Origin of the sequence: Thalassospira povalilytica (genome assembly GCF_002844235.1) — a bacterium.
In the GTDB taxonomy this organism is placed as follows: domain Bacteria; phylum Pseudomonadota; class Alphaproteobacteria; order Rhodospirillales; family Thalassospiraceae; genus Thalassospira; species Thalassospira povalilytica.
The window spans coordinates 898,784-925,651 of the sequence record NZ_PGTS01000001.1 but is presented as its reverse complement, the minus strand read 5'-3'; the positions used below and the strand labels follow the sequence as shown (position 1 = coordinate 925,651).

Annotated in this window: 30 protein-coding genes; 21 read left to right on the top strand and 9 right to left on the bottom strand. The window is 54.6% G+C overall.

Going from position 1 to position 26,868, the window contains the following annotated elements:
• Positions 1–40: 40 nt before the first annotated feature.
• On the top strand, positions 41–805 hold the full coding sequence (gene ubiG, locus CU041_RS04005; protein ID WP_101245822.1) for a bifunctional 2-polyprenyl-6-hydroxyphenol methylase/3-demethylubiquinol 3-O-methyltransferase UbiG: 765 nt from the start codon (positions 41–43) through the stop codon (positions 803–805).
• A gap of 38 nt (positions 806–843) precedes the next feature.
• On the opposite strand, the gene CU041_RS04000 is transcribed toward ubiG, so the two are convergent.
• Both CU041_RS04000 and CU041_RS03995 read right to left on the bottom strand, forming a co-directional pair.
• Entirely contained in the window at positions 844–2,241 is a 1,398-nt protein-coding gene (locus CU041_RS04000) for a sensor domain-containing diguanylate cyclase (protein WP_101245821.1), read from the bottom strand.
• A gap of 286 nt (positions 2,242–2,527) precedes the next feature.
• Complete coding sequence (locus CU041_RS03995; RefSeq protein WP_101245820.1) at positions 2,528–2,965, bottom strand: DUF1178 family protein; 438 nt, start codon at positions 2,963–2,965, stop codon at positions 2,528–2,530.
• Positions 2,966–3,078: 113 nt separating this feature from the next.
• On the opposite strand from CU041_RS03995, the gene CU041_RS03990 reads away from it, so the two are divergent.
• From CU041_RS03990 to CU041_RS03970, 5 genes are all read left to right on the top strand, one after another.
• Positions 3,079–3,618, top strand: coding sequence for a class I SAM-dependent methyltransferase (locus tag CU041_RS03990; RefSeq protein WP_101245819.1), 540 nt, complete (start codon positions 3,079–3,081; stop codon positions 3,616–3,618).
• 375 nt (positions 3,619–3,993) lie between these two features.
• Complete coding sequence (locus CU041_RS03985) at positions 3,994–5,487, top strand: alkaline phosphatase (RefSeq protein WP_101245818.1); 1,494 nt, start codon at positions 3,994–3,996, stop codon at positions 5,485–5,487.
• 73 nt (positions 5,488–5,560) lie between these two features.
• Positions 5,561–6,001: a hypothetical protein gene (locus tag CU041_RS03980; RefSeq protein WP_101245817.1), complete on the top strand. Its 441-nt coding sequence runs from the start codon at positions 5,561–5,563 to the stop codon at positions 5,999–6,001.
• A complete protein-coding gene (locus CU041_RS03975) occupies positions 5,979–6,710 on the top strand; it encodes an ABC transporter ATP-binding protein (RefSeq protein ID WP_170310120.1) in 732 nt (243 codons plus the stop codon). The genes CU041_RS03980 and CU041_RS03975 overlap by 23 nt, the downstream gene beginning before the upstream one ends.
• Positions 6,707–8,074: an FtsX-like permease family protein gene (locus tag CU041_RS03970; protein ID WP_101245815.1), complete on the top strand. Its 1,368-nt coding sequence runs from the start codon at positions 6,707–6,709 to the stop codon at positions 8,072–8,074. Before CU041_RS03975 ends, CU041_RS03970 begins: the two co-directional genes overlap by 4 nt.
• 122 nt (positions 8,075–8,196) lie before the next feature.
• Here the strand turns inward: CU041_RS03970 and CU041_RS03965 are convergent, their stop codons facing one another.
• Positions 8,197–8,736, bottom strand: coding sequence for a YHS domain-containing (seleno)protein (locus CU041_RS03965; RefSeq protein ID WP_101245814.1), 540 nt, complete (start codon positions 8,734–8,736; stop codon positions 8,197–8,199).
• 230 nt (positions 8,737–8,966) lie between these two features.
• Between CU041_RS03965 and CU041_RS03960 the strand changes: the two genes are divergently transcribed.
• Positions 8,967–9,368, top strand: a complete 402-nt coding sequence (locus tag CU041_RS03960; protein ID WP_101245813.1) for a VOC family protein — start codon at positions 8,967–8,969, stop codon at positions 9,366–9,368.
• A 60-nt stretch (positions 9,369–9,428) separates the two neighbouring features.
• Here CU041_RS03960 and CU041_RS03955 read toward each other — a convergent pair whose 3' ends face one another.
• Positions 9,429–10,253, bottom strand: coding sequence for a carbon-nitrogen hydrolase family protein (locus CU041_RS03955; protein WP_101245812.1), 825 nt, complete (start codon positions 10,251–10,253; stop codon positions 9,429–9,431).
• Positions 10,254–10,527: 274 nt separating this feature from the next.
• Here CU041_RS03955 and CU041_RS03950 point away from each other — a divergent pair, with 274 nt between their 5' ends.
• From CU041_RS03950 to CU041_RS03940, 3 genes are all read left to right on the top strand, one after another.
• Positions 10,528–11,199, top strand: coding sequence for a GntR family transcriptional regulator (locus CU041_RS03950; protein ID WP_068519651.1), 672 nt, complete (start codon positions 10,528–10,530; stop codon positions 11,197–11,199).
• Positions 11,200–11,262: 63 nt separating this feature from the next.
• Positions 11,263–12,057, top strand: a complete 795-nt coding sequence (locus tag CU041_RS03945) for a phytanoyl-CoA dioxygenase family protein (RefSeq protein ID WP_068519650.1) — start codon at positions 11,263–11,265, stop codon at positions 12,055–12,057.
• Positions 12,058–12,081: 24 nt separating this feature from the next.
• On the top strand, positions 12,082–13,419 hold the full coding sequence (locus CU041_RS03940; RefSeq protein WP_101245811.1) for an NAD(P)H-dependent oxidoreductase: 1,338 nt from the start codon (positions 12,082–12,084) through the stop codon (positions 13,417–13,419).
• Positions 13,420–13,521: 102 nt separating this feature from the next.
• On the opposite strand, the gene grxC is transcribed toward CU041_RS03940, so the two are convergent.
• The 3 genes from grxC to CU041_RS03925 all read right to left on the bottom strand — a co-directional run bounded on the left by grxC (position 13,522) and on the right by CU041_RS03925 (position 15,754).
• Positions 13,522–13,779 (bottom strand): glutaredoxin 3, encoded by a 258-nt coding sequence (gene grxC / locus CU041_RS03935; RefSeq protein WP_101245924.1) that lies wholly within the window; start codon positions 13,777–13,779, stop codon positions 13,522–13,524.
• 124 nt (positions 13,780–13,903) lie between these two features.
• Positions 13,904–14,668: a ComF family protein gene (locus tag CU041_RS03930; protein WP_170310119.1), complete on the bottom strand. Its 765-nt coding sequence runs from the start codon at positions 14,666–14,668 to the stop codon at positions 13,904–13,906.
• Positions 14,669–14,782: 114 nt separating this feature from the next.
• Positions 14,783–15,754, bottom strand: coding sequence for an alpha/beta hydrolase family protein (locus tag CU041_RS03925; protein WP_233432995.1), 972 nt, complete (start codon positions 15,752–15,754; stop codon positions 14,783–14,785).
• Positions 15,755–15,959: 205 nt separating this feature from the next.
• On the opposite strand from CU041_RS03925, the gene CU041_RS03920 reads away from it, so the two are divergent.
• From CU041_RS03920 to CU041_RS03910, 3 genes are read left to right on the top strand one after another with little or no spacing between them, the layout of a single operon-like run.
• Positions 15,960–16,850 (top strand): LysR family transcriptional regulator, encoded by an 891-nt coding sequence (locus CU041_RS03920; protein ID WP_324788541.1) that lies wholly within the window; start codon positions 15,960–15,962, stop codon positions 16,848–16,850.
• A 33-nt stretch (positions 16,851–16,883) separates the two neighbouring features.
• Positions 16,884–18,101, top strand: a complete 1,218-nt coding sequence (locus CU041_RS03915; RefSeq protein WP_101245807.1) for an adenylate/guanylate cyclase domain-containing protein — start codon at positions 16,884–16,886, stop codon at positions 18,099–18,101.
• 9 nt (positions 18,102–18,110) lie between these two features.
• The gene (locus CU041_RS03910) at positions 18,111–18,773 is read left to right on the top strand and encodes a flavodoxin family protein (RefSeq protein WP_101245806.1); all 663 of its coding nucleotides are present in this window, start codon (positions 18,111–18,113) and stop codon (positions 18,771–18,773) included.
• 29 nt (positions 18,774–18,802) lie between these two features.
• Here the strand turns inward: CU041_RS03910 and CU041_RS03905 are convergent, their stop codons facing one another.
• Positions 18,803–19,717, bottom strand: a complete 915-nt coding sequence (locus CU041_RS03905) for a LysR family transcriptional regulator (protein ID WP_101245805.1) — start codon at positions 19,715–19,717, stop codon at positions 18,803–18,805.
• Between the two features lie 132 nt (positions 19,718–19,849).
• On the opposite strand from CU041_RS03905, the gene CU041_RS03900 reads away from it, so the two are divergent.
• The 4 genes from CU041_RS03900 (at position 19,850) to CU041_RS03885 (ending at position 23,529) form a co-directional block, all read left to right on the top strand.
• Positions 19,850–20,467: a glutathione S-transferase family protein gene (locus tag CU041_RS03900; protein ID WP_101245804.1), complete on the top strand. Its 618-nt coding sequence runs from the start codon at positions 19,850–19,852 to the stop codon at positions 20,465–20,467.
• An 80-nt stretch (positions 20,468–20,547) separates the two neighbouring features.
• Positions 20,548–21,513, top strand: coding sequence for a pyridoxamine 5'-phosphate oxidase family protein (locus CU041_RS03895; protein WP_212733762.1), 966 nt, complete (start codon positions 20,548–20,550; stop codon positions 21,511–21,513).
• 88 nt (positions 21,514–21,601) lie between these two features.
• Positions 21,602–22,507, top strand: coding sequence for a methyltransferase domain-containing protein (locus tag CU041_RS03890; protein WP_101245803.1), 906 nt, complete (start codon positions 21,602–21,604; stop codon positions 22,505–22,507).
• The gene (locus CU041_RS03885) at positions 22,504–23,529 is read left to right on the top strand and encodes a hypothetical protein (protein WP_101245802.1); all 1,026 of its coding nucleotides are present in this window, start codon (positions 22,504–22,506) and stop codon (positions 23,527–23,529) included. Before CU041_RS03890 ends, CU041_RS03885 begins: the two co-directional genes overlap by 4 nt.
• Here the strand turns inward: CU041_RS03885 and CU041_RS03880 are convergent.
• Entirely contained in the window at positions 23,515–23,733 is a 219-nt protein-coding gene (locus CU041_RS03880) for a DUF6500 family protein (RefSeq protein ID WP_101245922.1), read from the bottom strand. The genes CU041_RS03885 and CU041_RS03880 overlap by 15 nt on opposite strands.
• Positions 23,734–23,860: 127 nt before the next feature.
• Between CU041_RS03880 and sfsA the strand changes: the two genes are divergently transcribed.
• The 4 genes from sfsA to CU041_RS03860 all read left to right on the top strand — a co-directional run bounded on the left by sfsA (position 23,861) and on the right by CU041_RS03860 (position 26,813).
• Complete coding sequence (sfsA, locus tag CU041_RS03875) at positions 23,861–24,574, top strand: DNA/RNA nuclease SfsA (protein ID WP_101245801.1); 714 nt, start codon at positions 23,861–23,863, stop codon at positions 24,572–24,574.
• 114 nt (positions 24,575–24,688) lie between these two features.
• Positions 24,689–25,495, top strand: a complete 807-nt coding sequence (gene map, locus CU041_RS03870) for a type I methionyl aminopeptidase (RefSeq protein ID WP_101245800.1) — start codon at positions 24,689–24,691, stop codon at positions 25,493–25,495.
• 26 nt (positions 25,496–25,521) lie between these two features.
• Positions 25,522–26,382: a RadC family protein gene (gene radC / locus CU041_RS03865; RefSeq protein ID WP_101245799.1), complete on the top strand. Its 861-nt coding sequence runs from the start codon at positions 25,522–25,524 to the stop codon at positions 26,380–26,382.
• Positions 26,383–26,420: 38 nt separating this feature from the next.
• Positions 26,421–26,813, top strand: coding sequence for a VOC family protein (locus CU041_RS03860; protein ID WP_101245798.1), 393 nt, complete (start codon positions 26,421–26,423; stop codon positions 26,811–26,813).
• The last annotated feature ends 55 nt before the right edge of the window (positions 26,814–26,868 follow it).

Here is a 26,868-nt window from a genome sequence, read left to right as displayed (position 1 = left end):
CAGAACACACATACTGATGTCACGCCTTTGGAGCCACGCCATGTCGGACGCATCCGCCAAAACCAGCCGCACCGCCAATGCCGAGGAAATCACGCGTTTTTCCGCGATGGCAGAAAAATGGTGGGATCCGAATGGCGTGATGAAACCGCTGCACCGCTTCAACCCGGTGCGTTTGCAGCTTTTGCGGGACAATATCTGTGCCCATGTCGGACGTGCCCCCGCACAGATCGAACCTCTTAAAGATATCGAAATCATCGATATCGGCTGTGGTGCAGGCCTGTTGTCAGAGCCGCTGGCACGGATGGGGGCCAAAATGACCTCGATCGATGCTGCGGAAAACAACATCGAAGTCGCCAAGGTTCATGCAGCACAGTCCGGTCTTGAAATCGACTATCGTTGCTGCACGCCGGAAATGCTGGCCGATGAAGGCAAACAGTTTGATATCGTGCTCAATATGGAAGTCATCGAACATGTCGATGATCCGCAATTCTTCATGCAGGCCTGTGCATCGGTTCTCAAACCGGGCGGACTGATGTTTGTTGCGACCCTTAACCGCACCATCAAGTCACTGGCATTGGCCAAGATCGGCGCCGAATACATTCTGCGCTGGCTGCCGGCTGGCACCCATGACTGGCGCAAATTCGTCAAACCGTCGGAAATGTCGGGATACCTGCGTGGTGCCGGTCTGGAACTGACCGATATCACCGGTGTTGCCTATAACCCGATCAAGGATACCTGGTATCCCGCCCCGCGCGATCTTGACGTCAATTACATGGTCATCGCCCGCAAGCCCGAGGCGGCCTGAACCCGGGGTCGCCTGAACCCGGGGCCGCGAAACGGCCCCTAACATTGCGAAATCACAAACCGGTTCTTGCCCGACCTTTTGGCTTCGTACAGATCCCGGTCGGCGACCTGCATGACCTTGTCCGTATCGATGCCGTTGCTCGGAACCACGAAACATGCGCCAAGACTGATAGTGATCGACACATGCTGACCGTCGGCAAGTTCAACCTGACATGACCGTGCATTTGACAGCACCCTGGCACACAGGATGTCCGCTGCTTTGCGCTCTTTGACGATTGAGGCAAAGGCAAATTCTTCGCCGCCGATCCTGCCAAACACATCTTCGATGCGGAACTGATCGTCAACCGCACGCGCCAATTGCACCAGCACCTCGTCCCCTACGCCGTGACCGTGCGTATCGTTGACATATTTGAAGTCATCAATATCAAAAATGCCGACCAGCAACGGGTAACTGTTGCGCACACAAAACCCGAACATCTTTTGCAACTGGTCGGTGAAGCTGCGCCTGTTGGGAACGCCGGTCAACGCATCATAATAGGCAAGCTGCTCAAGCTTCATATTGGCTTCGCGAAGCTGACGGGTCTTTTCCTGAACAAGCTTGTTAAGCGAGTCCTTGATTTGCCTGAGCTCCGCATTTCGCCGTTCAAGCTGCTGCGCGTTGAACACTGATTCCGTCACATCATGTTCAATCGCCGCAAAATGGGTAACCTGACCATTTCGCCCAAAAAGCGGCATGATGCTCATATCAAGCCAATATGGCTTTCCGGTTTTGGAATAGTTCAGCAATGTCTCGCGGATATTGGTTTTTTCGTGCAGGGCCCTGGAAATGCGTCGACAGGCTTCGATATCGGTCAGTTGGCCTTGCAATATGCGCGGTGTTTCACCGATGACTTCGTCGCGCGAATATCCTGTCAGCTTTTCGAACGCCTTGTTCACATAGACGATTTTCGGGCCAAACGGTGCCTCTATCGGATCGGCTTCGGTAACGATGACCACATCCCCGGCATGTTCCAGAATATGTTCATAGGAAAACAGGTTCTGCCGGTCGGTAATGTCATTGAAGGAAACAACAATGAAGCCTTTGCCATCGGGCAGATTGGGTTGGCGTTCGACATAGGCATTTACCAGAAACCACCTGACGTCACCGGTTTGCTCATTCACCTTGCCAAAGACTTCGTTGACCATCGTGGTGTTGGTTTTACGCACCCTGTTGACCGGGTATTCGTAAACCATCAACCGCCTGTGCTGTTCGTCAACAAAGTGCCATTGCGGATCGTATGATGTTTTTCCGATCAGATGATCGTAGCTCATTTCCAGCAAATCCATCGCCCGCGGGTTCGCATAGACGATCGATGTATCCCAGTCATGGATCACCACGCCGACGATGGAATTATCAAGAAGGGTCTTCAGATTCAGTTCGTTAAAATCAATCTTCATCTCCCCACACTCTTCTTCAGTCGGTTGAACCGGACACGGTTTATGGTCCGCGCGTGGGAGAGCCGTCTGATCAGATAACGATTTCTGTGATGGCCTTCAGGCCATTCTGGTTTTCAAGCCAATGCCGGGAATACCGAAATTGCGGTGCTTTCGCTTCCCCGAACCTCTCCCTCCGAATAGCTCCAGCCATTCAAATGGGGAGGAACAGAAATCTTTCAATGCAATTGCAGGCAACTTTCGATGATTGCAACTTGCATATCAAGACACCCGTCGGCCTGATGTGCTGTCAGTTCTTTTTCTTGGTGTCATCGCCCCAGGGCAAGGCGTGGACGTCGATGCCTTCTTCGACGAGTTCGACCGTTTCCTTCAGCGATGCCTCACCATAGATGCCGCGTTTTTCAGCTTCGCCGTAATGGATCTTGCGGGCTTCCTCGGCAAATTTGTCACCGACATGCTCGCAATTGGTTTCGACCTGTTTGCGGATTTCGGCAATCGCGGCCTTGGTTGCTTCGGCCACGGCTTTTTGCTGCTGTTTTTCCGCTGCCAGTTCCTTTTGCCGCGATGTGCGCAATCGCGGCGTCATCAGGGCCTTGCCCACATTGGACGTGCCACAGACCGGACAGGACAAATCGCCGCTTGCGGCCTGCATGTCATAGGTCGCGCCGTCCTTGAACCAGCCTTCAAATTCGTGATCATGTTCGCATTTAAGCTGAAAAAGAATCATGATGGTACTTGTGGAAACCGATATGTCGCAGAATTAAGGTATCTGTAATATGGCCTGACCGGGCGCATTCCGCCAGTCACATGCGAAACCTTCAATAAACAAGATTTACAAAAATGTCATCCCAATTGCCATCGGACTGGATCACACAGCATTGCCCTGTGGCAACGCCGGGACATAACCGCGCACTCGACCTTGCCTGCGGCGCCGGACGGCACAGTTTCTGGCTGGCCAAACGGGGATGGGACGTTACGGCAATTGATCGCGATCTTTCGCGTATTGAACAGTCAGGCAACCGGGTGATCAACTGGATCGAGGCTGATCTTGAAACCGGGAACTGGCCCCTTGAAAACCGTCAGTTTGATCTGATTGTCGTCGTCAATTACCTCCATCGCCCGCTGCTTGATCATCTGCGGGCCGCAACAAGCCCGGGCGGCACCCTGATCTATGAGACCTTCATGGTCGGCAATGAACGTTTTGGCCGGCCACGGTCACCGGAATTTCTGCTGCGCCCGGATGAATTGAACAAAACCTTTGCCGACTGGAATATCATCACCACCCAGCAAGGCCCCGTCCGCGACAGCGATACCGGATTACCGGTTTCTGTCAAACAGGCGATCGTTGCGCAAAAGCCGGCTAAGCCTGAAAACGAATGATCGGGCCCGAAGGATCGGTCACGGTCGCAAGGTTCGGTCTGGCAAAATCGGCATTCAAATGAACAATCGGTTCTTTCGAAACATCATACCAACAAGTCACACATTTGTGGATTTGCCCGGATTGCTGTTTTTTCGAAATTATCGATCAATAACAGCACCTTATGATGCCACGCACACGACCGCACCACACCAGTAAAAACATATCGTCAGACTTTTGAAATCGCGGAAATTGGCGAATTCCGGTTCATCCGAACATTGTAACAGATCAATCATATTTGCTTCACGAAAGCGCCTTTCACAGACACTAGACTCCCGCCGCATTCGCTGTTGGGCAGATAGCAGCGAGCATATTATTCGATAAGGGAGACTATCGAAATGAAACGCCTTCTTGTGGCTTCCGCGCTGGCTGGTGCCATGTGCGCAAACGTTGCCTATGCGGCTGATCAGCTTCCGCAGGCAAACGATTCCTATTTCCTTGCTGCACAGCAGACCCTTCAGCAGAAGCTGATGGAACAGGACAACACCAACCGTGCCAAAAACATCATCCTGTTCGTCGGGGATGGCATGAGCATTCCGACCGTTACCGCGGCCCGTATCTTCGAAGGCCAGAAGCGCGGCGTTGACGGCGAAAGCAACAGCCTGATTTTCGGTCAGTTCCCGAACGTGGCACTGTCGAAAACCTACACCCATGACGCCCAGATCGCTGACTCGGCACCGACCGCATCGGCAATGGTTACCGGTGTTAAGCTCAATAACGGCACCATCGGCGTTTCCAAGGAAGTCGCCCGTCGTGATTGCGAAGCACAGAAAGAACATCCGCTGACCAGCATCGCGGCACAGGCCGAAGAAAAAGGCATGTCGACCGGCTGGATTTCCACCGCCCGCCTGACCCACGCGACCCCGGCTGCGAACTATGTTCACACTGCCGACCGTAACTGGGAAAGCGACAGCGACCTGACCGAAGAAGCAAAGGCAGGCGGCTGCAAGGACATCGCCCTTCAGATGATCGAATGGAAAGAAGGCGGTGACGGGTTTGAAGTTGCCATGGGCGGCGGTCGTCGCATGTTCATGGACAAAACCATGGAAGACCCGGAAGATGCCGGCAAAATGGGCCAGCGTTCCGATGGTCGCGATCTTCCGAAAGAATGGGTAGAAGCCAACGGTGCCGGTGCGCAATACATCTGGAACCAGGAACAGTTCAACAAACTTGACCCGGCCAAAACCAAAAAGGTCCTGGGCCTGTTTGACCGTTCGCACATGGAATATGAAGCCGACCGTGCAAAAGATGCAGCCGGCGAACCGTCGCTTGCTGAAATGACCGGCAAGGCGATTGATATTCTTGCAAACAATGACAAGGGCTTCTTCCTGATGGTCGAAGCAGGTCGTATTGACCACGCCCACCATGCCGGCAATGCCGCACGCGCCCTTGAAGACACCGTCGCACTGAACGATGCCGTCAAGGAAGCCATGGGCAAGGTCAACCTGAATGACACCCTGATCATTGTCACCGCCGACCACGCGCACACCATGACCATTTCGGGTTATGCAAGCCGCGGCAACCCGATCCTCGGCCTGTCCGAAGAAAAAGGCGATGATGGCAAGCCTTACACCACCCTTGGCTACATGAACGGCCCGGGTGCCCTGAAAGACAACCTTCGTGCTGATCTGACCAATGTTGACACCACCGACATTGACTACCTTCAGCAGGCACTGGTCCCGATGAGCAGCGAAACCCACGCGGGCGACGATGTTGCAATCTTTGCAGCCGGTCCGTGGTCGCACCTGTTCAAGGGTGTGGTTGAACAGAACTTCATCTACCACGTCATGGCGCATGCCTCGAAAATCCAGGAAAGCATGGCTTCGAAATAAGCCATCCGCTGACCACCATCTTTGCCGGTCGCAGTTCGCTGCGACCGGCGCTTCTGTTTGACGGAGACTTCTCATGCCCATCGGACGCCGCACATTCATTGCCGGTGCGTCTGCCTCAATCGGTCTTGCCCTGACCCGTCCGGCATGCGCGCAAAGCCGCATCAAAATTCGCGACCTTTACAAAACACAGGCCGAATTTTCCGCCGAGGCAAAAGCCTTTGCCGCATCGCGCGAAATCATCACGGTTCCGGGTTTCATGGCCCCGCCGCTTAAGGCAGATGCATCCTTTTTTGTCCTGACCCAGCGCCCGATGGCGGTCTGCCCGTTCTGTGAAACATCGGCAGACTGGCCAAGTGACATCGTTTTTGTCCGCACCCGCGATACGGTTGATGCGGTGGCATTCAATCGTCCGATCATTACCACCGGTATTCTTGAACTCGGTGAAGCCAAAGATGAGGAAACCGGTTTTGTCAGCCTTGTCCGACTTGTCGATGCCCAGTTCGAACTTATCTGAGCCCGTCTCTGACGTGCTTTTGCGCATCGAAGAACTCAGTCTGCATTACGGGAAAAACCAGCCCCCTGTGTTGCAGATCGGAAATCTTGCGATTGATCGCGGGCAAACCGTCGGCATTTCCGGCCCGTCCGGATCAGGTAAATCAAGCCTGCTGTATCTGATCAGCGGCCTTTTGAAGCCAAGCCACGGCAAGATCATCTGGAACGGCACGGATATCACCACCCTGGGCGAAGGTGAAACAGATCGCTGGCGGCGCAAATCCATCGGTTTCGTGTTTCAGGATTTCCACCTGATTGATGAAGTCACCCCGCTTGACAACGTTCTGATCCCGGCAAGTTTTATCGGTTGGCGCATTAATGACGCCACCCGTAAACGCGCCCACGAACTTCTTGATCAGGTGGGCGTACCGCTGGCGCGCAAAAGCACATCTGATTTGTCACGCGGCGAACAACAACGTGTCGCCATTGCCCGTGCCCTGCTGTTTGATCCCCCCGTCATTCTGGCCGACGAACCAACCGCAAGCCTTGATGACGCAGCATCAAAAACCGCAACCGAAACGCTGTTTTCGCTGGCCGGGTCGAACCGCACCATCATCACCGTCAGTCATGATCAGGATGTGATTGATCGCTGCGGTCGTGTTCTGCGTTTTGACAAGGGTGCCCTGATTGATGATAGCGCTAACATCAAGGAAAAGGCTGAGCTTGCATGAACCCGTTTCCCATCGTGATGGCCAGTCTGAAACGGCACTGGATCATGAACATTCTGTTTGTTCTTCTGATCGCGGTTGCGGTTGCCATCGGTGTTGGCCTGACGGCACAGGAACGTGCACTCCGTCAGGGCAGCGCACAGGCGGCCGACAAGTTTGATATCCTGATCGCAGCCCCGGGCAGCCAGACGGAAATCGTCATGAATTCGATCTTCCTGCAACATAGCGCCATCAATCTTCTTGATGGTCCTTATTGGGGCAAGCTGTTTGACGATCCGCGGGTTGAAATTGCCGCTCCGCTTGCTTTTGGCGACAGCTGGAAGGGGCATTCGATTGTCGGATCAACGCCGCAATTCGTAACTTATCTGTCTGGCGGGCTTGCCAGCGGGCATGTGTTTGAAACCATCGAACAGGCCGTCGTCGGTGCTGCCGTGCCGCTTGCTATTGGCGATGAATTTGAACCCAGCCACGGCCATGGTCCCGAAGAAGTCCTTGATCATCATCACGGTGCGGAACTGCATGTAGTTGGCAAAATGCAGCCGACCGGCACGCCATGGGACAGCGCCATCATTGTTGCCGTCGAACAGGTCTGGGATCTTCATGCCCTGCCGACCGGGCATCATGAACCTGCCGGCGATGAACATGATCATGACGGCAGCGAAGCGCATGAAGATCACGAAGATCATGAACATGAAGAAGCCAATACCCATGATGATGGCGATCATGACCATGCGACTGATCACGACGAAGACGCCCATGATCACGCGCACGAACATGATGGCGATCACCACGTAACCCGCATCGGCCCGCCCTTTGATCTTGATGAATTGCCCGGTGTCCCTGCCATCGTCGTCAGACCCAAAAGCGTTGCCGCGGCCTATACCATCCGGTCCGATTATCGCACCGACCATTCCACCGCCTTTTTCCCGGCCGAAGTCCTGGTCGAGATGTATCGTCTGCTTGGCAATGCCGGATCGGTGATGCGGGCCATGGCGCTGGGGTCACAAGCGCTTGTGGTTGCGGCAATTCTGGCTGCGATCCTTGCGCTGATGCAGCTTTATCGCAAACAGTTTGCCGTTCTGCGGGCCCTTGGTGCGCCGCGCAGTTATGTCTTTTCCGCGATCTGGAGTTATGTCTCCCTGCTGGTGATTACCGGCGCGATTTGCGGTCTTGGGCTTGGCTGGATGGTGGCGCAATCGGTATCGCGGATATTTACCGCCGAAACCGGCATGGCCATGCAGGCATCGCTCGGATCATCGGAACTGATGCTGGCGGGCGGCTTTGTCATTATTGGATTGATCCTGGCAACCCTGCCCGCCTTTTTGCTGTATCGCCGCCCGGTGGTCAGCGCATTGCGCGGTTCCTGACCTGATCTGATCCGTAACCGATCAAAAAACACCCCGGCAGACCATTCTGGCCGGGGTGTTTTGTCATGGGGGCAATATCGGGGGCAGTATGGGGGCGCTATGGGTGGTATGGGGCTTAACGCTTATTTGATCGGTGCTGCCATGTCATAGGTGCCGTCATTGTCGCTCATCTCCATCCAGCTGTCATCAGACGCCGATTTCGGTTCAAGATCGGACCATTCATCATTGGCATCCATGATGTAATCGGCGATATCGCTGTTCCAGGTTTCGGCGACTTCCGGGGTGATGTTAAGATACAAGCTGCCATCAACGATCCGCCACAGGTTCGGGTTGGCAGGAACCTTTGCCCCCTTGGCAACACCATATGCACAATGCCCGTCATATTTCGGGGCATATTTTGCCGGATCGGCCAGGAACATGTCGCGGTTTTCAGCCGTCGCAAAGGCCCAGGTCGCCCCGTTATAATCGGCAGTAATGTCCGCACGGCCCGGCACGGCATGGGGCTGCATCATGCCATCGTCTTTTTGCGCCAGATTGAAATAGGCCACCGCGTCATAGCCGCTGATCGCAAAGCCGGTTTCGTCGACATATTGCTCACCCGCCAGGGCTGCGCCCGACATGGCAAAAAGGACAATCGCCCCGGTCAGTGTTTTCTTCAACATTGGTGCTGTCTCTCCGCTTGGGTTTCCGTGATGACCAAGAGTGCCCCGCACAGCCCGAAAATCGAAATGACGTTGCGACACTGTTTCGTGAGGCCCTGTGAGCAATCTGTCATCCCAATCAGATAAAATTGCAAATTCAATGCAATTTGGCCCTTGACCTCAACCTTACTTCAGGAATTACCACCAAGGAACAAACCCACCCTTCTCCTTTACATTGAAAGGGAAACGCCATGAGTGAAGCATTTCTGGAACACGTGAATTTTACCGTTTCTGACCCCGCCCGAACGGCAAGTCTCCTGCATGACTGGTTCGGATGGAACGTCCGCTGGAAAGGCCCGTCGATCCATAACGGGGAAACCTATCACGTTGGCAACAGTTCAAGTTACGTCGCACTTTATGCACCCGGCAAAGCCGACAGTTCAAACGGCGCCTGTGATGCACGCGACAACACCTACCAGACGCGTGGTGGCCTGAACCATATTGCCGTGGTGGTCGATGACCTTGATGCGACCGAAGAAAAGATCAAGGCATCGGGTTTCACAACCCATAATCACGCCGATTACGAACCCGGTCGGCGGTTCTATTTCCGCGATGCCGATAATATCGAGTTCGAAGTGGTCAGTTATTCCTGACCACTTCGACATCAGACCTTAGACCGCGAACCTCGAACCTCAAACCTTACCGGCACATGGTCAGCACGGCTTATAGGTCTGACCATTTTGCAGGGACGGCACCATGCGCCGGATTTCATCAACGCGCGACAGATCGATCTCGGCTGTGACAAAGCCGGGATCGGTCCCGCCATCGGCCAAAACCTCGCCCCACGGATCAATGATCAGGGAATGGCCGAATGTCTGGCGCCCACCCGGATGATCGCCACATTGGGCAGCGGCAATGACAAAGCAGCCATTTTCAATCGCCCGCGCCTTCAAAAGCGTATGCCAGTGCGCCTGTCCGGTGGTTCGGGTAAAGGCCGCCGGGATGCTCAGGATCTTGGCCCCGGCCTTGGCGTAATCGCGAAACAGATGCGGGAACCGCACGTCATAGCAAACCGACACACCGATCTTGCCAAACTCGGTCTCCGCAAGTTTGGCGGTGTCGCCGGGACGGAATGTTTTGCTTTCGCGGTAACTTTCCCCATTGGCAAGATCGACATCGAACATATGGATCTTGTCATAGGACGTGATGACATTGCCATTGGGCCCAATGACAAAGCAGCGGTTTGCCACCCGGTCTTCACCCGCGACCTTTACATGCAGCGATCCGACAATCAGGGTGGATTGAAGTTCCCGGGCCAGATCGGCAAAGAAGCCAAGGCCGGGATGTTCTTCCTGGGGAAAGGCTGCGGCGCGGACATTTTCCCCGCCAAAGGACATCATGGATACGTTTTCAGGAAATGCGATCAACCGGGCCCCTGCCGCATGGGCATCGCGCGCATAGGTCGCCGCACGCGCAAGGTTGTCGGACATGACGTCACGGGAATTGACCTGGACACAGGCAGCAATGAAACGGGTCATGATGCATTCTCCTTTTTATCATTATCCCTGCCATGATGACCCTGTCGGTCACGCGCGACAATACGCAATTCGATCAGTGCGAACTTCGCACCTTATCACCATCGCACCGCCTTTCGGTCATGATGCCCAGCACCCGTACGCAATGACAAAACGTCGCGTCCGCGCGGGCACGTGATCAACCGCATGCCCCCAAAACAGTCCTGATTGCAACTTACATCTTTCCCTGGTCGAAATTACTGTATACAGTATTCCGTACACCTAAGAAGGATCGAAGATGGAACCTCTTTCCGGTCGAAAAAGTCTGACTGACGAAGTGCATGACCGCCTGGTTGATGCCTTGTGTTCCGGTGCTCTCCCTCCCGGGACACCTTTGCGTCAGGAAGCGCTGGCTGAGGAACTCAATGTCTCGCGGCAACCCGTGTTGCAAGCTCTGGGGCTGCTGCGTCGTGACGGACTGGTCGAACCGATGGGGCGGCGCGGCTATCGCGTGGCACCCGTTGATGCCGATCTGGTCCGTCACGTTTATGACCTGCGAGAAGCGTTTGACGGGCTCGCCGCCCGTCTTGCCGCCCAATCCAACGCCCCGGACCGGGAATCGGCTTTGCGGGCTGCCATCACACAGGGAAACCACGCCCTGGGCAGCGGCGACACCGCAGAACTTGTTGCAGCCGACGTCGCATTTCATCAAACGATCTATCGTCTGTCGGGCAACCCCCTTTTGCCCGAAGCATCAGCGGCCGTCTGGTTGCAAATTCGGCGTGTGATGCATGCAGACCTGCAGACCGGATCGTCCCGCGATCCGATCTGGACGGAACATGAAGCCATCGCCGACGCGATCTGTGCCGGCGATGGCGACCGTGCCCAAATGCTGGCCATTGAACATACCCACAATGCCAAGCATCGCCTGATCTCGAATATGAAGGATACCGATCACCACACCAATTAACCGCCCGAAGCGGGCATCAGCCGCAACACAATAAACAAGAATGTGCGGCGCGGAGGAAACGTCATGAAACTCAGTGAGACCGAACTCGCGAAATTTCGCGAAGATGGCTTTGTTTTTTTGCCTGAACTTTTTTCACGCGAAGAAGCCGCCCTGCTGTTATCCGAAGCCAAACAGATTTACGCATCCGACCGCGAAGAGGTCTGGCGCGAGAAATCCGGCGTCGCCCGAACCGCCTTTGCCGCACATACCTATAACGAAGCCCACCGCCGTCTTGGCGCCCATCCCCGCCTGATCGAACCGGTTGTTCAGTATCTTGAAGAACAGGTCTACATGCATCAGTACAAAATCAACGCCAAGGCCGCCTTTGATGGCGCTGTCTGGCAGTGGCACCAGGATTACGGCACATGGCAACGCGATGATGAAATGCCCGAACCGCGCGCGTTCAACATTGCCCTGTTCCTCGAAGACGTGACCCCGGCCAATGGCCCGCTTCTTTTCATTCCCAAAAGCCACAAGGCAGGTGTGCTTCAGGCCGGTCATGATCTTGAAACCACGTCCTATCCGCTTTGGACGCTTGATCGTGAAACCGTGACCAAACTTGCCGATGATGGCGGCTGCGAAGCCCCGATTGGTCCGGCTGGCTCGGTTGTGATGTTCCACGGCAATCTGGTCCATGCCAGCCCGCCCAATATCAGCCCGTTTGACCGCACGATTGTGTATCTCAGCCTGTGTGCGGTTTCGAACCATATTCGGGCATTCAATCGCAAACCGTGGATTGCGCACCGCGATTTCACGCCGATCGAACCGCTTGCGGATAACTGCCTTGAAGAACTGGTCGCCAAGCGCACCGCCGCATAACACCTGCCGGAGAAGTGAAGTTAAATGAATCTCGATGCAAAACTGCGCAAGCGTGCCGATGAAGGCAATCCGGTCCGGGTTGGCATTATCGGTGCCGGTAAATTCGGATCGATGTTTTTAAGTCAGGCCGGACATCATCCGGGCTACCATGTGCTGGGCATCGCAGATCTTGGCATCGACCGGGCCAAGGCGGCATTGCGCCGCGTTGGCTGGTCCGATGACCGGTTTTCGGCAACCGATCCGGCAAGTGCGTATAAAAACGGAACGACCTGGATCACCGATGATGCCGACGCCCTGATTGCCGCTGACGGGCTTGAAGTCATCATTGATGCAACCGGAAGCCCGTCTGCCGGCATTCGCTTTGCGCTAAAGGCCATCGAATATGGTCGCCATATCGTCATGGTCAATGTCGAGGCCGATGTGCTTGCGGGCCCCCTTCTTGCCAAGCGGGCCGAGGCCGCCGGTCTTGTCTATTCCATGGCTTATGGCGATCAACCGGCCCTGATTTCGGAAATGGTCGATTGGGCGCGCGCCATTGGCCTGCCGGTAACCTGCGCCGGCAAGGGCACCAAATATCTTCCGATCTATCATCATGTCACACCTGATGATGTCTGGCATCACTATGGTCTGACACCCGAACAGGCACAGGCGGGTGGCATGAACCCGCAAATTTTCAACAGCTTCCTTGATGGCACCAAATCCGCCATTGAAATGGCCGCTGTTTCCAATGCCTGTGATCTTGTGCCCCAGGATTGCGGATTGCAATTCCCGGCCTGCGGGGTTGATGACCTTCCCCGATTGCTGTGCCCGCGTGAAAGCGGCGGCATCCTTGATCGCAAAGGCACGGTCGAAGTTGTTTCAAGTCTTGAACGTGACACCCGCCCGGTCTTTCGCGATCTGCGCTGGGGCGTTTATGTGACATTTGAAGCCCCCAGTGACTATGTCGTCAGATGCTTTAACGAATATGGCCTTCTGACCGATCCAAGCGGGCAATATTCCACCATGTATAAACCCTATCACCTGATCGGGCTGGAACTGGGCATTTCGGTGGCATCGGCGGCCCTGCGCGGTGAGGCAACCGGCACATCACGCGCCTGGTCGGGCGATGCGGTCGCCACCGCCAAGCGCGATCTTAAACCCGGTGAAATGCTGGATGGTGAAGGAGGCTATACGGTGTATGGCAAACTCTCCCCGGCCAGCACATCGCGTGCACGCAATGCGCTGCCGATCGGCCTTGCCCACCATCTTAAAATCAAACGCCCGGTCGGGATGGACCAAACCCTGACCTGGGATGATGTCGAATTTGACGCCAAAGACCCGGCAATCGCATTCCGCAAGGAAATGGAAAGGGTCTTTTCCTGATTTTCGCAAATCAGTCTCGCCCCGTCCCCCGTGCCACCAACAAAAAACCCCGGCCACAAAAAGGCCGGGGTTTTTAACATGTGCAGGTCAGGATGACCTGATTTATGCTGACAGTTTTGCGTCAAGCTTGTCAGCAGCTTCAAGCGCCATCAGTTCGTCGCAGCCGCCGATATGTTCGTCATTGATGAAGATCTGCGGCACGGTATGACGGCCATTGGCACGGTCCATCATTTCCTTTTTGCGCTTCGGCTCCATCATCACGTCGATCAGCTGATATTTCGCGCCTTTTTCTTCAAGAAGCTTGCGGGCACGTTTGCAATAGGGGCACCATTCGGTGGCATATACTTCAACTTTTGCCATTGGGCATTCATCCTTTTTCAAGCAGCCGATCATGCCAAAAGCCCCGTAAACCGGGCTTTGAACATTTGATACGGCGCGGAAAACTGTTCTGATGACGGCTGTATAACAGATTTTTTGCAACGCGTCATCGTACGACGCGTGCAACCGTGATCACAGATACGTGCATGACGCCCGACTGCTTCAACGCCCGGGCACAGGCATTGGCGGTTGCCCCGGTTGTCAGCACATCATCAATCAAAACAACCCGCCCGCCATCAAGCCCGCAAAGCTGCGCCCGCGTGTCATCAATGGCAAAAGCACCGCCGACTTCACGTTTGCGCGATGACGGACCAAGCCCGCCAAGACTGCGCGTGTTTCGCTTGCGCCCCAGCACCAATCCATCCCAGGGAATACCGGTCATTTTTGATAATCTGGCGGCCAGCAATCCCGACTGGTTATAGCGACGATGCAATAACCGCCGCCGATGCAGCGGGACCGGCACAATCAAATCCGCCTGATCCCAGATTCCCTTGCCACACTGATAAAGCCAGCGTGCCAAAAGCGGGGTCAGATCGGTGCGATCAGCATGTTTGAACCGAAGCAGATAATCGCGGCTGTGATCATCATAAACAAGTGCAGCCCGCGCCAGATCAAAATCCGGTTTCTTTTGCAGACAGTTTCCACACAGCACCTGTCCGTCAGGCTGTTCATTTCCGTTGATGTTAGCGCTATCATCAAGTTCAAACGGATAACCGCAACAGGCACATTGCGGGGCCGATATGAACCGTAATCCCGCCCAGCAATCGGCACAGACCGCATGGGTGGTTTCGGTAATCGCGCCACACCCGCCACAGCGCGGCGGCAGGATGGCATCAATCCCGATCCGGCCAACCGTGCGCAACAACGCCATTACCATTCCCGTGATCCCCAGTCACATCAGCATCACCAACCGACCCACGATATCACACGCAAAACGCGAATGCCGCATTTAAGGCATTCGCGTTTTTTGGATATCAGTACAGTATCAGCCCATATGTTTTGCAAGGAACGACAGGACGTTTTCCGGATGGCGACCGAAATGGTTATAGCCATCCTTGAACCGGTGGGGCGTATCTTCGATCCAAAACAGTTCCTTTTCCTTGCTGCCCAGAAGATCAAAGGTTGTCTGTCCGTCAACCGGGTTGCGGGTCCATGCATCTTCGAGAACCTGCACCATCAGAACCGGCATCGTGACACTTGGCGCCCAAAGATGCGGGGTCATTTCGGCTGCAACAAAACCACCCATCTTGAGCAATTCAAGATCGATCAGTTCCTGATATTGCGAAACGCCCTGAAGCTCCGAGAAAGCGTCATAGATTGCCGACATTGAAACGACCATCGGGCTGACCATGCAGCTGACATTTTCAAAAAGCTCCGGATGGCGATGAATGGCGTGATATTGCGAGTTTCCACCCATGCACTGACTATACAGTGCTACCTTCATTTTCGACAGACGGGGGTGGTTATCGACGAACTTCTTTACACCGACGCAGTCGCGCCATTCCCATTGTCCAATCCCGCTTAGCCCGCCATTGGCAGCCCCGCTGTTGCCATGATTGCGGATGTCGTATGTCAGGACGTTATAGCCCGCATCGGTAAGATGTTTGTATTGAATGACAAAGTCGATTTCGACCGCGTCATAGGCACTCCATGGTGCGCCAAGATGCCCGGGGAAGCCGGCACGACACATCGGAAGTGCATGGTTGAAAATCACAAGCTTGTTGCTTTCACCGCCCTTTGCCGGGATGTACCAGGCTTCCAGCGGCACGCCATCATCTGACGGGATCACCAGATCATGCCAGCCGGTCATACCGTAATCATCCGGGGTCTTGTGGATCACGCTGCGCAACGGTCGCACAATCTCCGCAAGTCCCTGGACCTTTGCGTAGTCTTCCGGCGAAATGGTTTCGAGCTGTTTGAATGCTGCTTCCATACGCTCCTTCGACATGCGAGACATCTTAACTCTCCTATCATTGCAACTCTGTCCGTCCTGCGGACATTTCAGAAACTCTGCGTCACATATGTCGGGTCCGGGAACAGAGGACAGTCCGAAACCGTCGATCAATCAGCGACAAACAAAAGGTAGCGCATCGCCAAGAAAGTGATTAGATACTGAATTGTGCATGAACTTATAAGTCAGGTGATAAATGCGCCGGGATGAAATGGCCGATCTCACAGCCTTTGTCGTCGTTGCCGAAGCACGCAGTTTTACCCGTGCTGCCGGTAAACTTGGCCTGTCGCAATCAGCACTTAGCCAAATTGTCCGTCGCCTTGAAGAACGGCTGGGGGTTCGGTTGCTGGCGCGCACAACGCGAAGTGTTGCGCCAACCGAAGCTGGCCAGCGACTGGTCGATCAACTTGCACCGATGCTTCATGAACTTGATCAAAGCATCGCTGATCTAAGCGAATTTCGTGACAAGCCCGCCGGAACGATCCGGATCACCTCTGTCGAACATGCTGCCAAGACGGTGCTTAATCCGGCAATGTCCGCCCTTTTGAAATCCAATCCCGATATTACGGTCGAGATCACGGTGGATTACGGATTGGCCGATGTAGTCAGCGACCGTTTTGATGCAGGCGTCCGTCTGGGCGAACATGTGGCGCGCGATATGATTGCCATGCGGATCAGCGCAGATATCCCGATGTGCATCGTCGGGTCGCCAGAATATTTCGAAAGCCACCCTGCCCCTAAAAGCCCGCGGGACCTCGCCAGACATCGCGGCATTAATCTGCGTCTTCCGAGTTCGGAAACCCTCAATGCATGGCGCTTGATGCAGGATGGCGAAGAAATCCGGGTCAGGATGGACGGGCCGCTCGTCTTTAACACCATTGATCTGATTCTTGATGCGACGCTTGACGGTGTTGGTCTTGGCTATCTTCCTGAAGATCAGGTGACCAATGCATTAAGTTCAGGCAAATTGATCAAGGTACTTGATGATGCTGTGCCGCCGCTTCCGGGGTATCATCTGTATTATCCGAGCCGTCGTCACCATTCGCCAGCCTTCAAACTTTTCCTTGATGCCGTGCGATACCGTCCGTCAATTCCCAGATAAGTTAACGCATCCGGTAGCAATCACGGGGACTTCATGAATTCGATGACAAGCGACAGCCTTTACGATGAACTGAGCAACTGGTTGCACCGGCGCTCCATTCAGGGATGGGATGTCGAAACGCTTCTGACCGAACTGGTGGAAAAGCTGAACGAAGCCGGCCTTGATCTGATCCGTGTGCATATCGGGATGCCAATGCTTCATCCGCTTTTTGTCGCGGGCAGCTATTCCTGGTCACGCGGCAAAGGCATTGTTGCCGAAACCTATGACCGCGGGCTTGAAAAAAGCGACGCATGGCTAAAAAGCCCCGTCCGCGAGACATTCCTGAACGGCAAGGAAGAAGCCCGATATCAGATCAATGGCAGGGACCGCGACCGCTTCGAGATTTTCAGTCGCTTCGCCGCCGAAGGTGCTACCGACTACATCATTCAACTGACCGGTTTTGACGACCGCAAAACCAACCTCATTGGTCAGGAAGGCACGATATTTAGCTGGACAACAAATGCGCCCGGCGGATTTGACGAAAAGGCCGTCGCACTTTTGCAACGTCTGCGACTTCCGCTTAGCGCTGAAATCAAGGGATTGTCGCAACGCCGTCTGGTTGGCGACATCCTTAGGGCCTATCTTGGAAATTATTCCACCGACCGTGTTCTGTCCGGACAAATCCAGCGCGGTGACGGCGACCTGATCGAAGCCGTCATCCTGTTCTGCGATCTTCGACAGTCATCCAAATTGGCCGAGCGATATGGATTTCAGGGATTTCTGGAAGTTCTGAATGACTATTACGACATTACCGCAGGTGCCGTAATTGCCGGTGGCGGCGAGGTCTTGCGCTATATTGGTGATGCGTCACTGGCGATTTTTCCGTTTGAGCGTTATGAGCGCGACATTGATGCCTGTGATGCGGCGCTGGCCGTTGCCCATGACGCGATGAAGCGTGCGCAAACAATCAATGAGGACCGAAAGGCACGCGGGGAACCGTCCCTTGAATTCGGGATCGGGCTTCATACCGGCAAGGTGATGTATGGCAATATCGGAACCAAGGAACGGATTGAATTCACCGTTATCGGCAGTGCTGCCAACGAAGCCGCCCGCATCGAAGCAAAGTGCAAGGAACTGTCGCAGACAGTACTGGTATCGGATGCCTTTGCAGCCATCCGGCCCGGCAATTGGCATTCCCACGGCACCTTTGAACTGCGCAATATAGGCCATCCGATCGAAATCCTGTCTCCTTTGAACCTGCAACAGGCATAAGAAAACATCATGGTGTTATGGCATTGGATTGTGATCGGTATTGTCGCCATCGCGGTAATTGGCGCACTTTCCGTTACGCTTTTTGTCACACAAACAGAAAACAGTCAGGCACGTCAGGCCGAAAAGTTCCTGAGCGCGCAACAGCGTGAAGCTGTGTCTGAAAGCACCACCGCGGTCGTTTTCTTTTCCAGATCCGGGAACACGGCCCTTGCATCCCATCATGTCGCAGATCAGCTTGGCGCGCGCATTTTCCGGATTGAGGCCCCCGATTACAAACTTGGCATTATCGGCTGGATCAGGGCTTTAATCGATGCCCGCAACCATCAGGCGGCTGTGACACCCGCCGAGATTGACCTTAGCCCCTATGACACGATCTATCTCGGATCACCGATCTGGCTTTACAGCCCTGTACCGCCGATCTGGGAATTTGCCCGCCATCATCGTTTTGATGGCAAACGGGTGGTTTTGTTCAACACCTTTAACAGCAAATTTGAACAAAGCTTCATTGACGAATTTCGTGATCTTGTCCGGACAAATGGTGCTGTTTCCTTTGATCATCGCTTTGTCAAACGCGGGCGCATGGGTCAGCAGCTATCGACCGAGGATATGCTTCAGGAAATCGATGCACGCTGGGAACTGACTGATCAAACGGCAGATCATCAAGGCAAATAGACCCAGGTTCCTCGGTCAGCCCGGCATGACTAATCGGAATTCAAAACCGGGTTTGATCGCAGGATTTCGACCGCAAGATCGATAAAGCTTCGGACCTTTGCCGGGGCGTGGCGGCCTTCGGGATGGACCAGATGAACCGGCACCGGGTCGGGGGCATGATCATCAAGCACGGTTTGGAGGCTGCCATTGGAAATGAAGGGTGCGGCCTGATAGGACAACATGCGCATGATCCCCCACCCGTCAATTACGGCTTTTCGCGCCGCTTCGATCGAATTGGTCTGCCATCTGGCATCCGGGGATACCTGTATTTTGCGCCCGGCCCCCGACAATGTGTTGAATTGCCAATCAAGCCTTGCCGATGAACCGGTGGTGGCAATGATCCGGTGCCCGGCCAGATCCGCGGGGATTTCAGGCACCCCGACACGGTCAAAATAGGCCGGCGCGCCACAAACCACCTGGCGCACCTGCCCGATGCGGATGGCAGAAAGCGATGAATCGGCAAGATGACCGATCCGCACCGCAAGGTCGATGCCTTCTTCGACGATATTGACGATGCGGTCAAACAGCATCAGGCGTGCGCGCATGTCGGGATATTGATCAAGATAGCGTCCGACAATCGGGGCAACATGCATCTGTCCGAACTGCACAGGTGCGGTAATCGACAACATCCCGCTTGGGCGGGCATATGCCCCGCCAGCCGCAGCTTCGACTTCGTGCAAATCCGCCAGCAACCGTTTGCAATCAGCCAGGTAGCGTGTCCCGGCCTCGGTCATTGTGACTGTGCGTGTCGTGCGGATCAGAAGCCGCGCGCCGATGATATCTTCAAGCTGGGCAATGGTCCGGGTGACGGCGGCAGGGCTCATATTCAGGGCGCGGGCCGCAGCGGCAAAGCCTTGTTCCTCGGCCACACGCACATAGACCTTCATGGCGTTAAAGCGATCCATGTATCGCCTCCTTCGCAACGAATATTATTTCATTTAACGGAATAATAAATTGCAGATGATGAGAATTCTATAAGTTTTACGAAACAGACATCATGGCACGACATTTACAGCGCAATCACAGGGAAACCTGCCATGAAACTCTATTACCATCCGATTTCCGGGCATGCCCATCGTGCGGTCTTGATGCTTGGCCTTTTGGGGCTTGATCATGAATTGGTCGAAGTCGATCTTGCCAGCGGCGCGCACAAGAAGCCCGACTTTCTCGCACTTAATCCGTTTGGGCAGGTTCCTGTCCTGCAGGATGGCGAGACGGTGATTTCCGATTCAAATGCCATTCTGGTCTATCTTGCCAAGAAGCAGGGGGTGACCAACTGGCTGCCCGAAGACCCAAAAGGTGCCGCCAGCATACAGCGATGGCTGTCGGTTGCGGCAGGTCAGATCGCATTTGGCCCCGGTGCCGCCCGTCTTGTGACCCTGTTTGGCGCACCTTTTGACCCCCATGAAGTGATTGCGCGCGCCCATGCCATCCTTGGTTTAATGGAAGCCCATCTGAACACCCAGAACTGGCTGGCAGCCGATCATCCGACCATCGCCGATGTCGCACTTTACAGCTATGTCGCCCGCGCGCCAGAAGGCAATGTTGATCTTGCGGGCTATGGCAAGGTGCGCGACTGGCTGTCGCGGATCGAAGAATTGCCGGGTTTTGTGCCCTTCATGCATGCCCCGGCCGAGATGCTGGCCTCTTCCTGAACGCCCGGTCCTGACCCCATGCCTACTGCCACCTGCCTGTTGCCTGTTGCCTGCTGCCCCCTTGTTTGAAGGACGCCCCCATGTCTGATCGCATCGACACCCACAACCCGCACTTCCCCCGACCGCCTGTGTCGGATGGTGCCCCCACCCCCTGGCATGCTGGAGAAATCCGTCTTCAGCAAATTCTGGGTGTCGATGCCCGTATGGAGGAAGTCGGGCGCAAGGTGCTGCGCGATCATTTGATCGAACAGCACCGCCTGTTTTACCCGCAACTGCCATTCGTCGTATTGGGCAGTGTCGATCCCGATGGCAGACCGTGGGCCACCCTTCGCGCCAACAAGCCGGGCTTTTTGTTTGCGACAGATATCTATCACCTTGCCGTAACGCTACCGCGCGACGGGAATGACCCGGCTGATGCCGGGATGGAAGACGGCGATGCCATCGGATTACTGGGGATCGAGCTTCATACCCGTCGGCGCAATCGTCTGAATGGGACAATCAGTCGCACAAATGAGACATCATTTGACATCACGGTCGGGCACAGTTTTGGCAATTGCCCGAAATATATCACCCCGCGCGATCTCGACATTGCCCGTCATTCTGCGCCCGCAGGCGCCACAATTACCCGTGGCGAGCATGACCTTTCAAACGATGCCCGTGCATTGATTGCGCGCAGCGACACATTTTTCATCGCGTCCTATATCGATCATGATGATCAAAGGCGGGATGTCGATGTATCGCATCGCGGCGGCAATCCGGGCTTTGTCCATATCGAGGATGACGGAACCCTGATCATTCCCGATTATGCCGGAAACCGGTTCTTTAACACGCTGGGCAATCTTTTGATCAATCCGCGGGCCGGACTGGTATTTGTTGATTTTACCAATGGCGACATGTTGCAGATTACCGGCAATGCCGAAATCATCATGGGCGGTGCCATGCTGGCAAATTATGACGGGGCGGAACGCCTAGTCGCATTTCGACCAAGCCAATGGATCCATCGTCCCGGCGCATTTCCGTTGCGCATGAACGGTGCGAATGGCTGAATGGTTTGATGGCTGATTGCGCGGCGGACCAAGACGCTCTATCTAGGTCGTAACATTTTTAACGACTTTTGCCGGAGCATCCCGCCTCATGGCCGATCCGATCACTGTCTTTGATCGAGACATATTAAAGCTGCGCCGCGACCGTGCGGCAACCAGGGCACAGGATTACAATTTCCTGTTTGCCGAAACCGCCGAACGGCTTGCCGACCGGCTTGATGATACCACACGCACATTCCCCATGGCAGTTGATCTTGGCTGCCACAGTGGCGAATTGGGCCAGATCATTGGCACGCGCGGCGGTATTGAAACACTGTATCAATCCGATATTTCAACCAGCTATGCCCGCAATGCGCGGGCCAATAATGGCAAACCGGCCCTTGTCGCGGACGAGGAATTCCTGCCCTTTGCCGAAGGTTCGCTTGATCTGATCCTGTCCAACCTGTCGCTGCACTGGGTCAATGACCTTCCGGGCATGCTGTTGCAAGCACGCCGGGCTCTGAAACCCGACGGGTTGCTTTTGGCCTGTATGCTGGGCGGCGATACATTGCGTGATTTGCGCGAAGCCCTGATGGCTGCCGAGGCCGAGGAAGAAGGTGGCGTATCCCCGCGTGTATCACCGTTCGTCGATGTGAAGGATGCCGGTGCATTGCTTCAGCGCAGTGGCTTTGCCCTGCCGGTGGTTGATGCCGATGACATCACCATTGATTATCCCGATGCGCTTAAACTGATGCGCGATCTGTCGGGGATGGGTGAAAGCAACCTGATCGCCAAACGGTCCAAGAAATTCACCAAACGCAGCACCCTTGCCCGTGCGGCCGCGATCTATCACGAACGCCATACCCGCCAAGATGGCCGTATTCATGCGAAGTTTCAGGTGATCTATCTGACGGCCTGGGCACCCGATGACAGCCAGCCCAAGCCGCTGCGCCGTGGATCGGGTCAGGTCAGCCTGGTTGATTTCCTTGGCGATGACAGTTCGGGGAAAAACACGTGAAATTCAGAAGGTTCGGATTTGCCGGAAAGGCTACAATCAAAAGCGTTGCCGGGCTTTTCCTCTGTGTTCTGCTGATTGCTGCAATTCTTGTTGTTTTCAACAAGATTGATGATCCCGCAGATGATTTTTCTAAAACGCTTTTTGGCTATTTGCTGCTGTTCCCGGTGTTTTTGATCCTGACCCAACTGCTTTTCCCGATTGCAATGAGTGTGCGCAGTTGGCTTGCCGGACTGTTTTTTATTGCGTGTTCCATGTGGTTTGTTTCGGATTCAGGCGGCGCGACATATCACTATTTCAGCCAAAATCCGGCAGAACTCGCAGCCTTGGCCGCGGCTTTTGCGCTTTTCTGTCTTGGCGCGATCATCGCTTTTGTAATCGGCAAACTGACAAGCCCGCTTGCGTGGAACATACAACACTTTGTACGCCCGGCATTTTCAAAGAGGGATAGTCAAACGGTCGCAATACACGAAGCAGGCCACGCGCTGATGTTTGCCGCTGTTGACGAGATTCCTGGCTATGTCGAAATCATAACCAAGCCGTCGGAGCTCAGTTTGGGGGCAACCATTGGCTCCGGTTTGAAGCATCAAGTTGCTGCATCAAATGAATATCACTGGGCAATGTTATGTTGTCTTGCCGGTCAAGCGGCAGAGAAATTCAAACTTGGTGTTATCCATGATGGCTCACAGCGAGATTATGAGCATTGGATGGACGCAGCCAAACGATTTCTAGGCCAACAGCCTGATCAAATTTTCTATCCCACCCCAACAAATCCGATGGAGATCGAGCACAACAACCAAGCTCTCCGCGGGCTGCGAGAACATCATTTCAGCCTGCTCGAACAATATTTTTTGCTGAATTCTGACGTGTTCGATAGCCTGTGCGAGACTCTGCACAGGCAAAAGCATGTTAAAGCTTCGCAGCTTCGCCAGTTGCTTTCACCGGTTCAGCTACCTGATGGTTTCCCGACCATCGTTTTGTCGCAAAATAAAGACATAGAGGCAATTGGTTCACATCCCGGCTAAGAGCATACCACGGATTTTGGTGGCCTTTTCAAAATGATCAAGCTGATGGGTTTCGATCCACCAGGTTGCGGCTTCCATCAAAAGCGCTGGATCATCGTTGCGGTTGGCAAAGAACGCATAGAATGACAGGCCGCCATCCGATCCCTTTTGCGCGATTTTGCGATCGCAAACGGCAATGATTTTGGCGCGCAGGCTTTGACGCATGATGGTTCCGATACGGGCATGTGTTTGCAAGGGGTTGATGTATGACCGATTTGCCGCAAAATTGGCATCCTGATCGCCGCCCCAAACTGACAGTTTCTGTCAGGACAGATTTCCCGAAAGGTTTTTCATGCAGCTTCCCCAGCCCCTGATCCATGGCAAACTGATCAAGCGGTACAAACGTTTCCTTGCCGATATCGAACTGGATAATGGCGAGATGATTACGGCCCATTGCGCCAATCCGGGCGGGATGATCGGCCTTAAGGAGCCGGGCATTGATGTCTGGCTGTCAAAATCGGACAATCCGAAACGCAAACTGAAATATAGCTGGGAGCTGTGCCAGATCGGTGATGCTTGGATCGGGATCAATACCGCCCATCCCAATGCCATCGTCGAAGAAGCGATCCTGTCGGGCAAGGTCCCGGAACTGGCGGGCTATGAGACCCTGAAACGCGAAGTCAAATACGGCAAAAACTCGCGGATTGATATCCTGCTGTCGGCCCCCGATCGCGGGCTTTGTTATGTCGAAGTCAAGAATGTGCATCTGAAACGCGATGAAGATGTGCCCGGTCTTGCCGAATTCCCCGATGCCGTCACCGCACGCGGGGCCAAGCATCTTGATGAAATGGCCGATATGGTGGCCGAAGGTCATCGGGCTGTGATGTTTTACCTGATCCAGCGTACCGATTGTGATCGCTTTACCCTGTCGACCGATATTGATCCCCATTACGGCGAACGGTTCAAGGCCGCGCGCAGCAACGGGGTCGAGGCGATTGCCTATGACTGTTCGATTGATACAGATGCCGTGACCGTGCGGTCCGCGTTACCGATTGTCGGCCTGTAAGCACCGATCCCAAATCCCTGCATATCAGCCAATCCTTGCCAATTTCGGCGTCTGGCTTTATGTCATTGGACTATAAAACACAGATATACTTAGCCGAACGTAAGGAGATTTCGGGTGGCGAACGGAACAGTCAAACTTCACGGACCCGAAGCATTTGAAGGCATGCGCGCCGCAGGCAAGCTGGCAGCGGAAGTGCTTGATATGATTACCCCGCATGTGGTGCCCGGTGTAACCACCGGTGAACTTGACCGCCTGTGCGACGAATATATCCGCGACCATAACGCGATTTCGGCCTGCCTTGGCTATCGCGGTTTTCCGAAATCGATCTGCACATCAATCAACCATGTGGTCTGTCACGGTATTCCCGGTGACAAGAAACTGGCCAATGGCGACATCATGAATATCGATGTCACGGTTATCCTTGATGGCTGGTACGGCGATACATCACGCATGTATATCGCAGGCACACCCAAAGTCATGGCGCAGCGTCTTGTTGATGTGACCTATGAAGCGCTTTGGCGGGGCATCAATGCGGTTAAGCCGGGCGCGACCCTTGGCGATATTGGTCATGCGATCCAGTCCTATGCCGAAAGCGAACGTTTTTCGGTCGTGCGTGATTTCTGCGGGCATGGCCTTGGCCAGGTATTCCATGATGCGCCCAATGTCCTGCATTACGGCAAGCCGGGCGAAGGTCTGGTTCTTGAACCTGGCATGATCTTTACGATTGAGCCGATGATCAATCAGGGAACCTATGCGTGCAAAATTTTGCCAGATGGCTGGACAGCCGTAACGCGAGACCGCAAACTGTCGGCACAGTTTGAACATTCGCTCGGCGTGACGGATGACGGGTTTGAAATCTTTACCCGATCCCCGGCCGGTCTGGACAAGCCGCCCTATGACCTGCCCGCTGCGGCAGAATAAACAAGGGCCAAACGGGGGAAGCAGAATTGAGCGAAACCGAAGATCGCAAACCTGCTTCTGCCCCGAATATCCCCACCCCATCTGAAATTGATGACGGCACGCGGGTCTTTTTTGATCAGACCCGCGATCATCTGGCATCGGGTAACGCCACCCCGGTCGATGCAGACATCGCATCCAAAGCAGATGACAAAGCATCAAAATCGGCCAAGCCTGCAAAACCCCATTATCACGGCCACCGCCAGCGCCTGCGTGAACGTTTTATCAAGGGGGGTGCCGATGCATTGGCCGATTACGAGCTTCTGGAATTGATGCTGTGCATGGCGATGCCGCGCGGGGACGTCAAACCATTGGCAAAGGCACTGATTGCGCAATTCGGAAGCTTTGCCAATGTCCTTGCCGCCCGCCCCGAAGATTTGCAAACCGCCAAGGGACTGGGCGATGCCGGGATCGCGGCCATCAAAATTGCCGAAGCCGGCGCGCGGCATCTTTCGCGTGAACGTGCCATGGAATTGCCGGTGATTGCGAGCTGGGAACAGCTGATCGAATATTGCCGGGTCCGGATCGGGCATCTCAAGACCGAAGAACTGCATTTGCTGTTTCTTGATCGCAAGAACCGCCTGATTGCCGATGAATGTCATCAGCGCGGCACGGTTGATCACACCCCGGTCTATCCGCGCGAGGTGATAAAACGCGCACTTGAACTGCATGCATCGGCGATCATTCTGGTACACAACCACCCAAGCGGTGATGCCACCCCGTCAAAGGGTGATATCGACATGACCCGCAAGATCATTGATGCCGCCAAAGCGATGGAAATCATCGTGCATGACCATATCATCATCAGTCATGCCGGATATAATTCCTTCAAGACGCTTGGCCTGATATAGACCGCATCTGGTCACCCATCGCATAACGAGAATTCATCATGCCCCATATCGGTTTGTGCGCGCTTATTGTGCGCGACTATGACGACGCCATTGCCTTTTATACCGACAAGGTCGGGTTTGATCTGATTGAAGATACGGATATGGGGGACGGGAAACGCTGGGTCATCGTTGCCCCGAAGGCTGCGACGGAAACCCGCATCTTGCTGGCCCGGGCATCCGGTGCGGATCAGGAAAATGCGATTGGCAACCAGACAGGCGGCCGGGTGGGCTTTTTCCTCAATACCGATGATTTTGCGCGCGACCACGCACGCATGACAAGGGCCGGTGTGCGGTTTCTTGAAGCCCCGCGACACGAGCCATATGGCACAGTTGCGGTGTTTGAGGATCTGTATGGCAACAAATGGGATTTGCTTGAGCTGGCTTTGCAATAGTCGAAAAAATTGTGGGCCGGTCAAAAACAGCGGGGAAACCGGCCCACCCCGATCA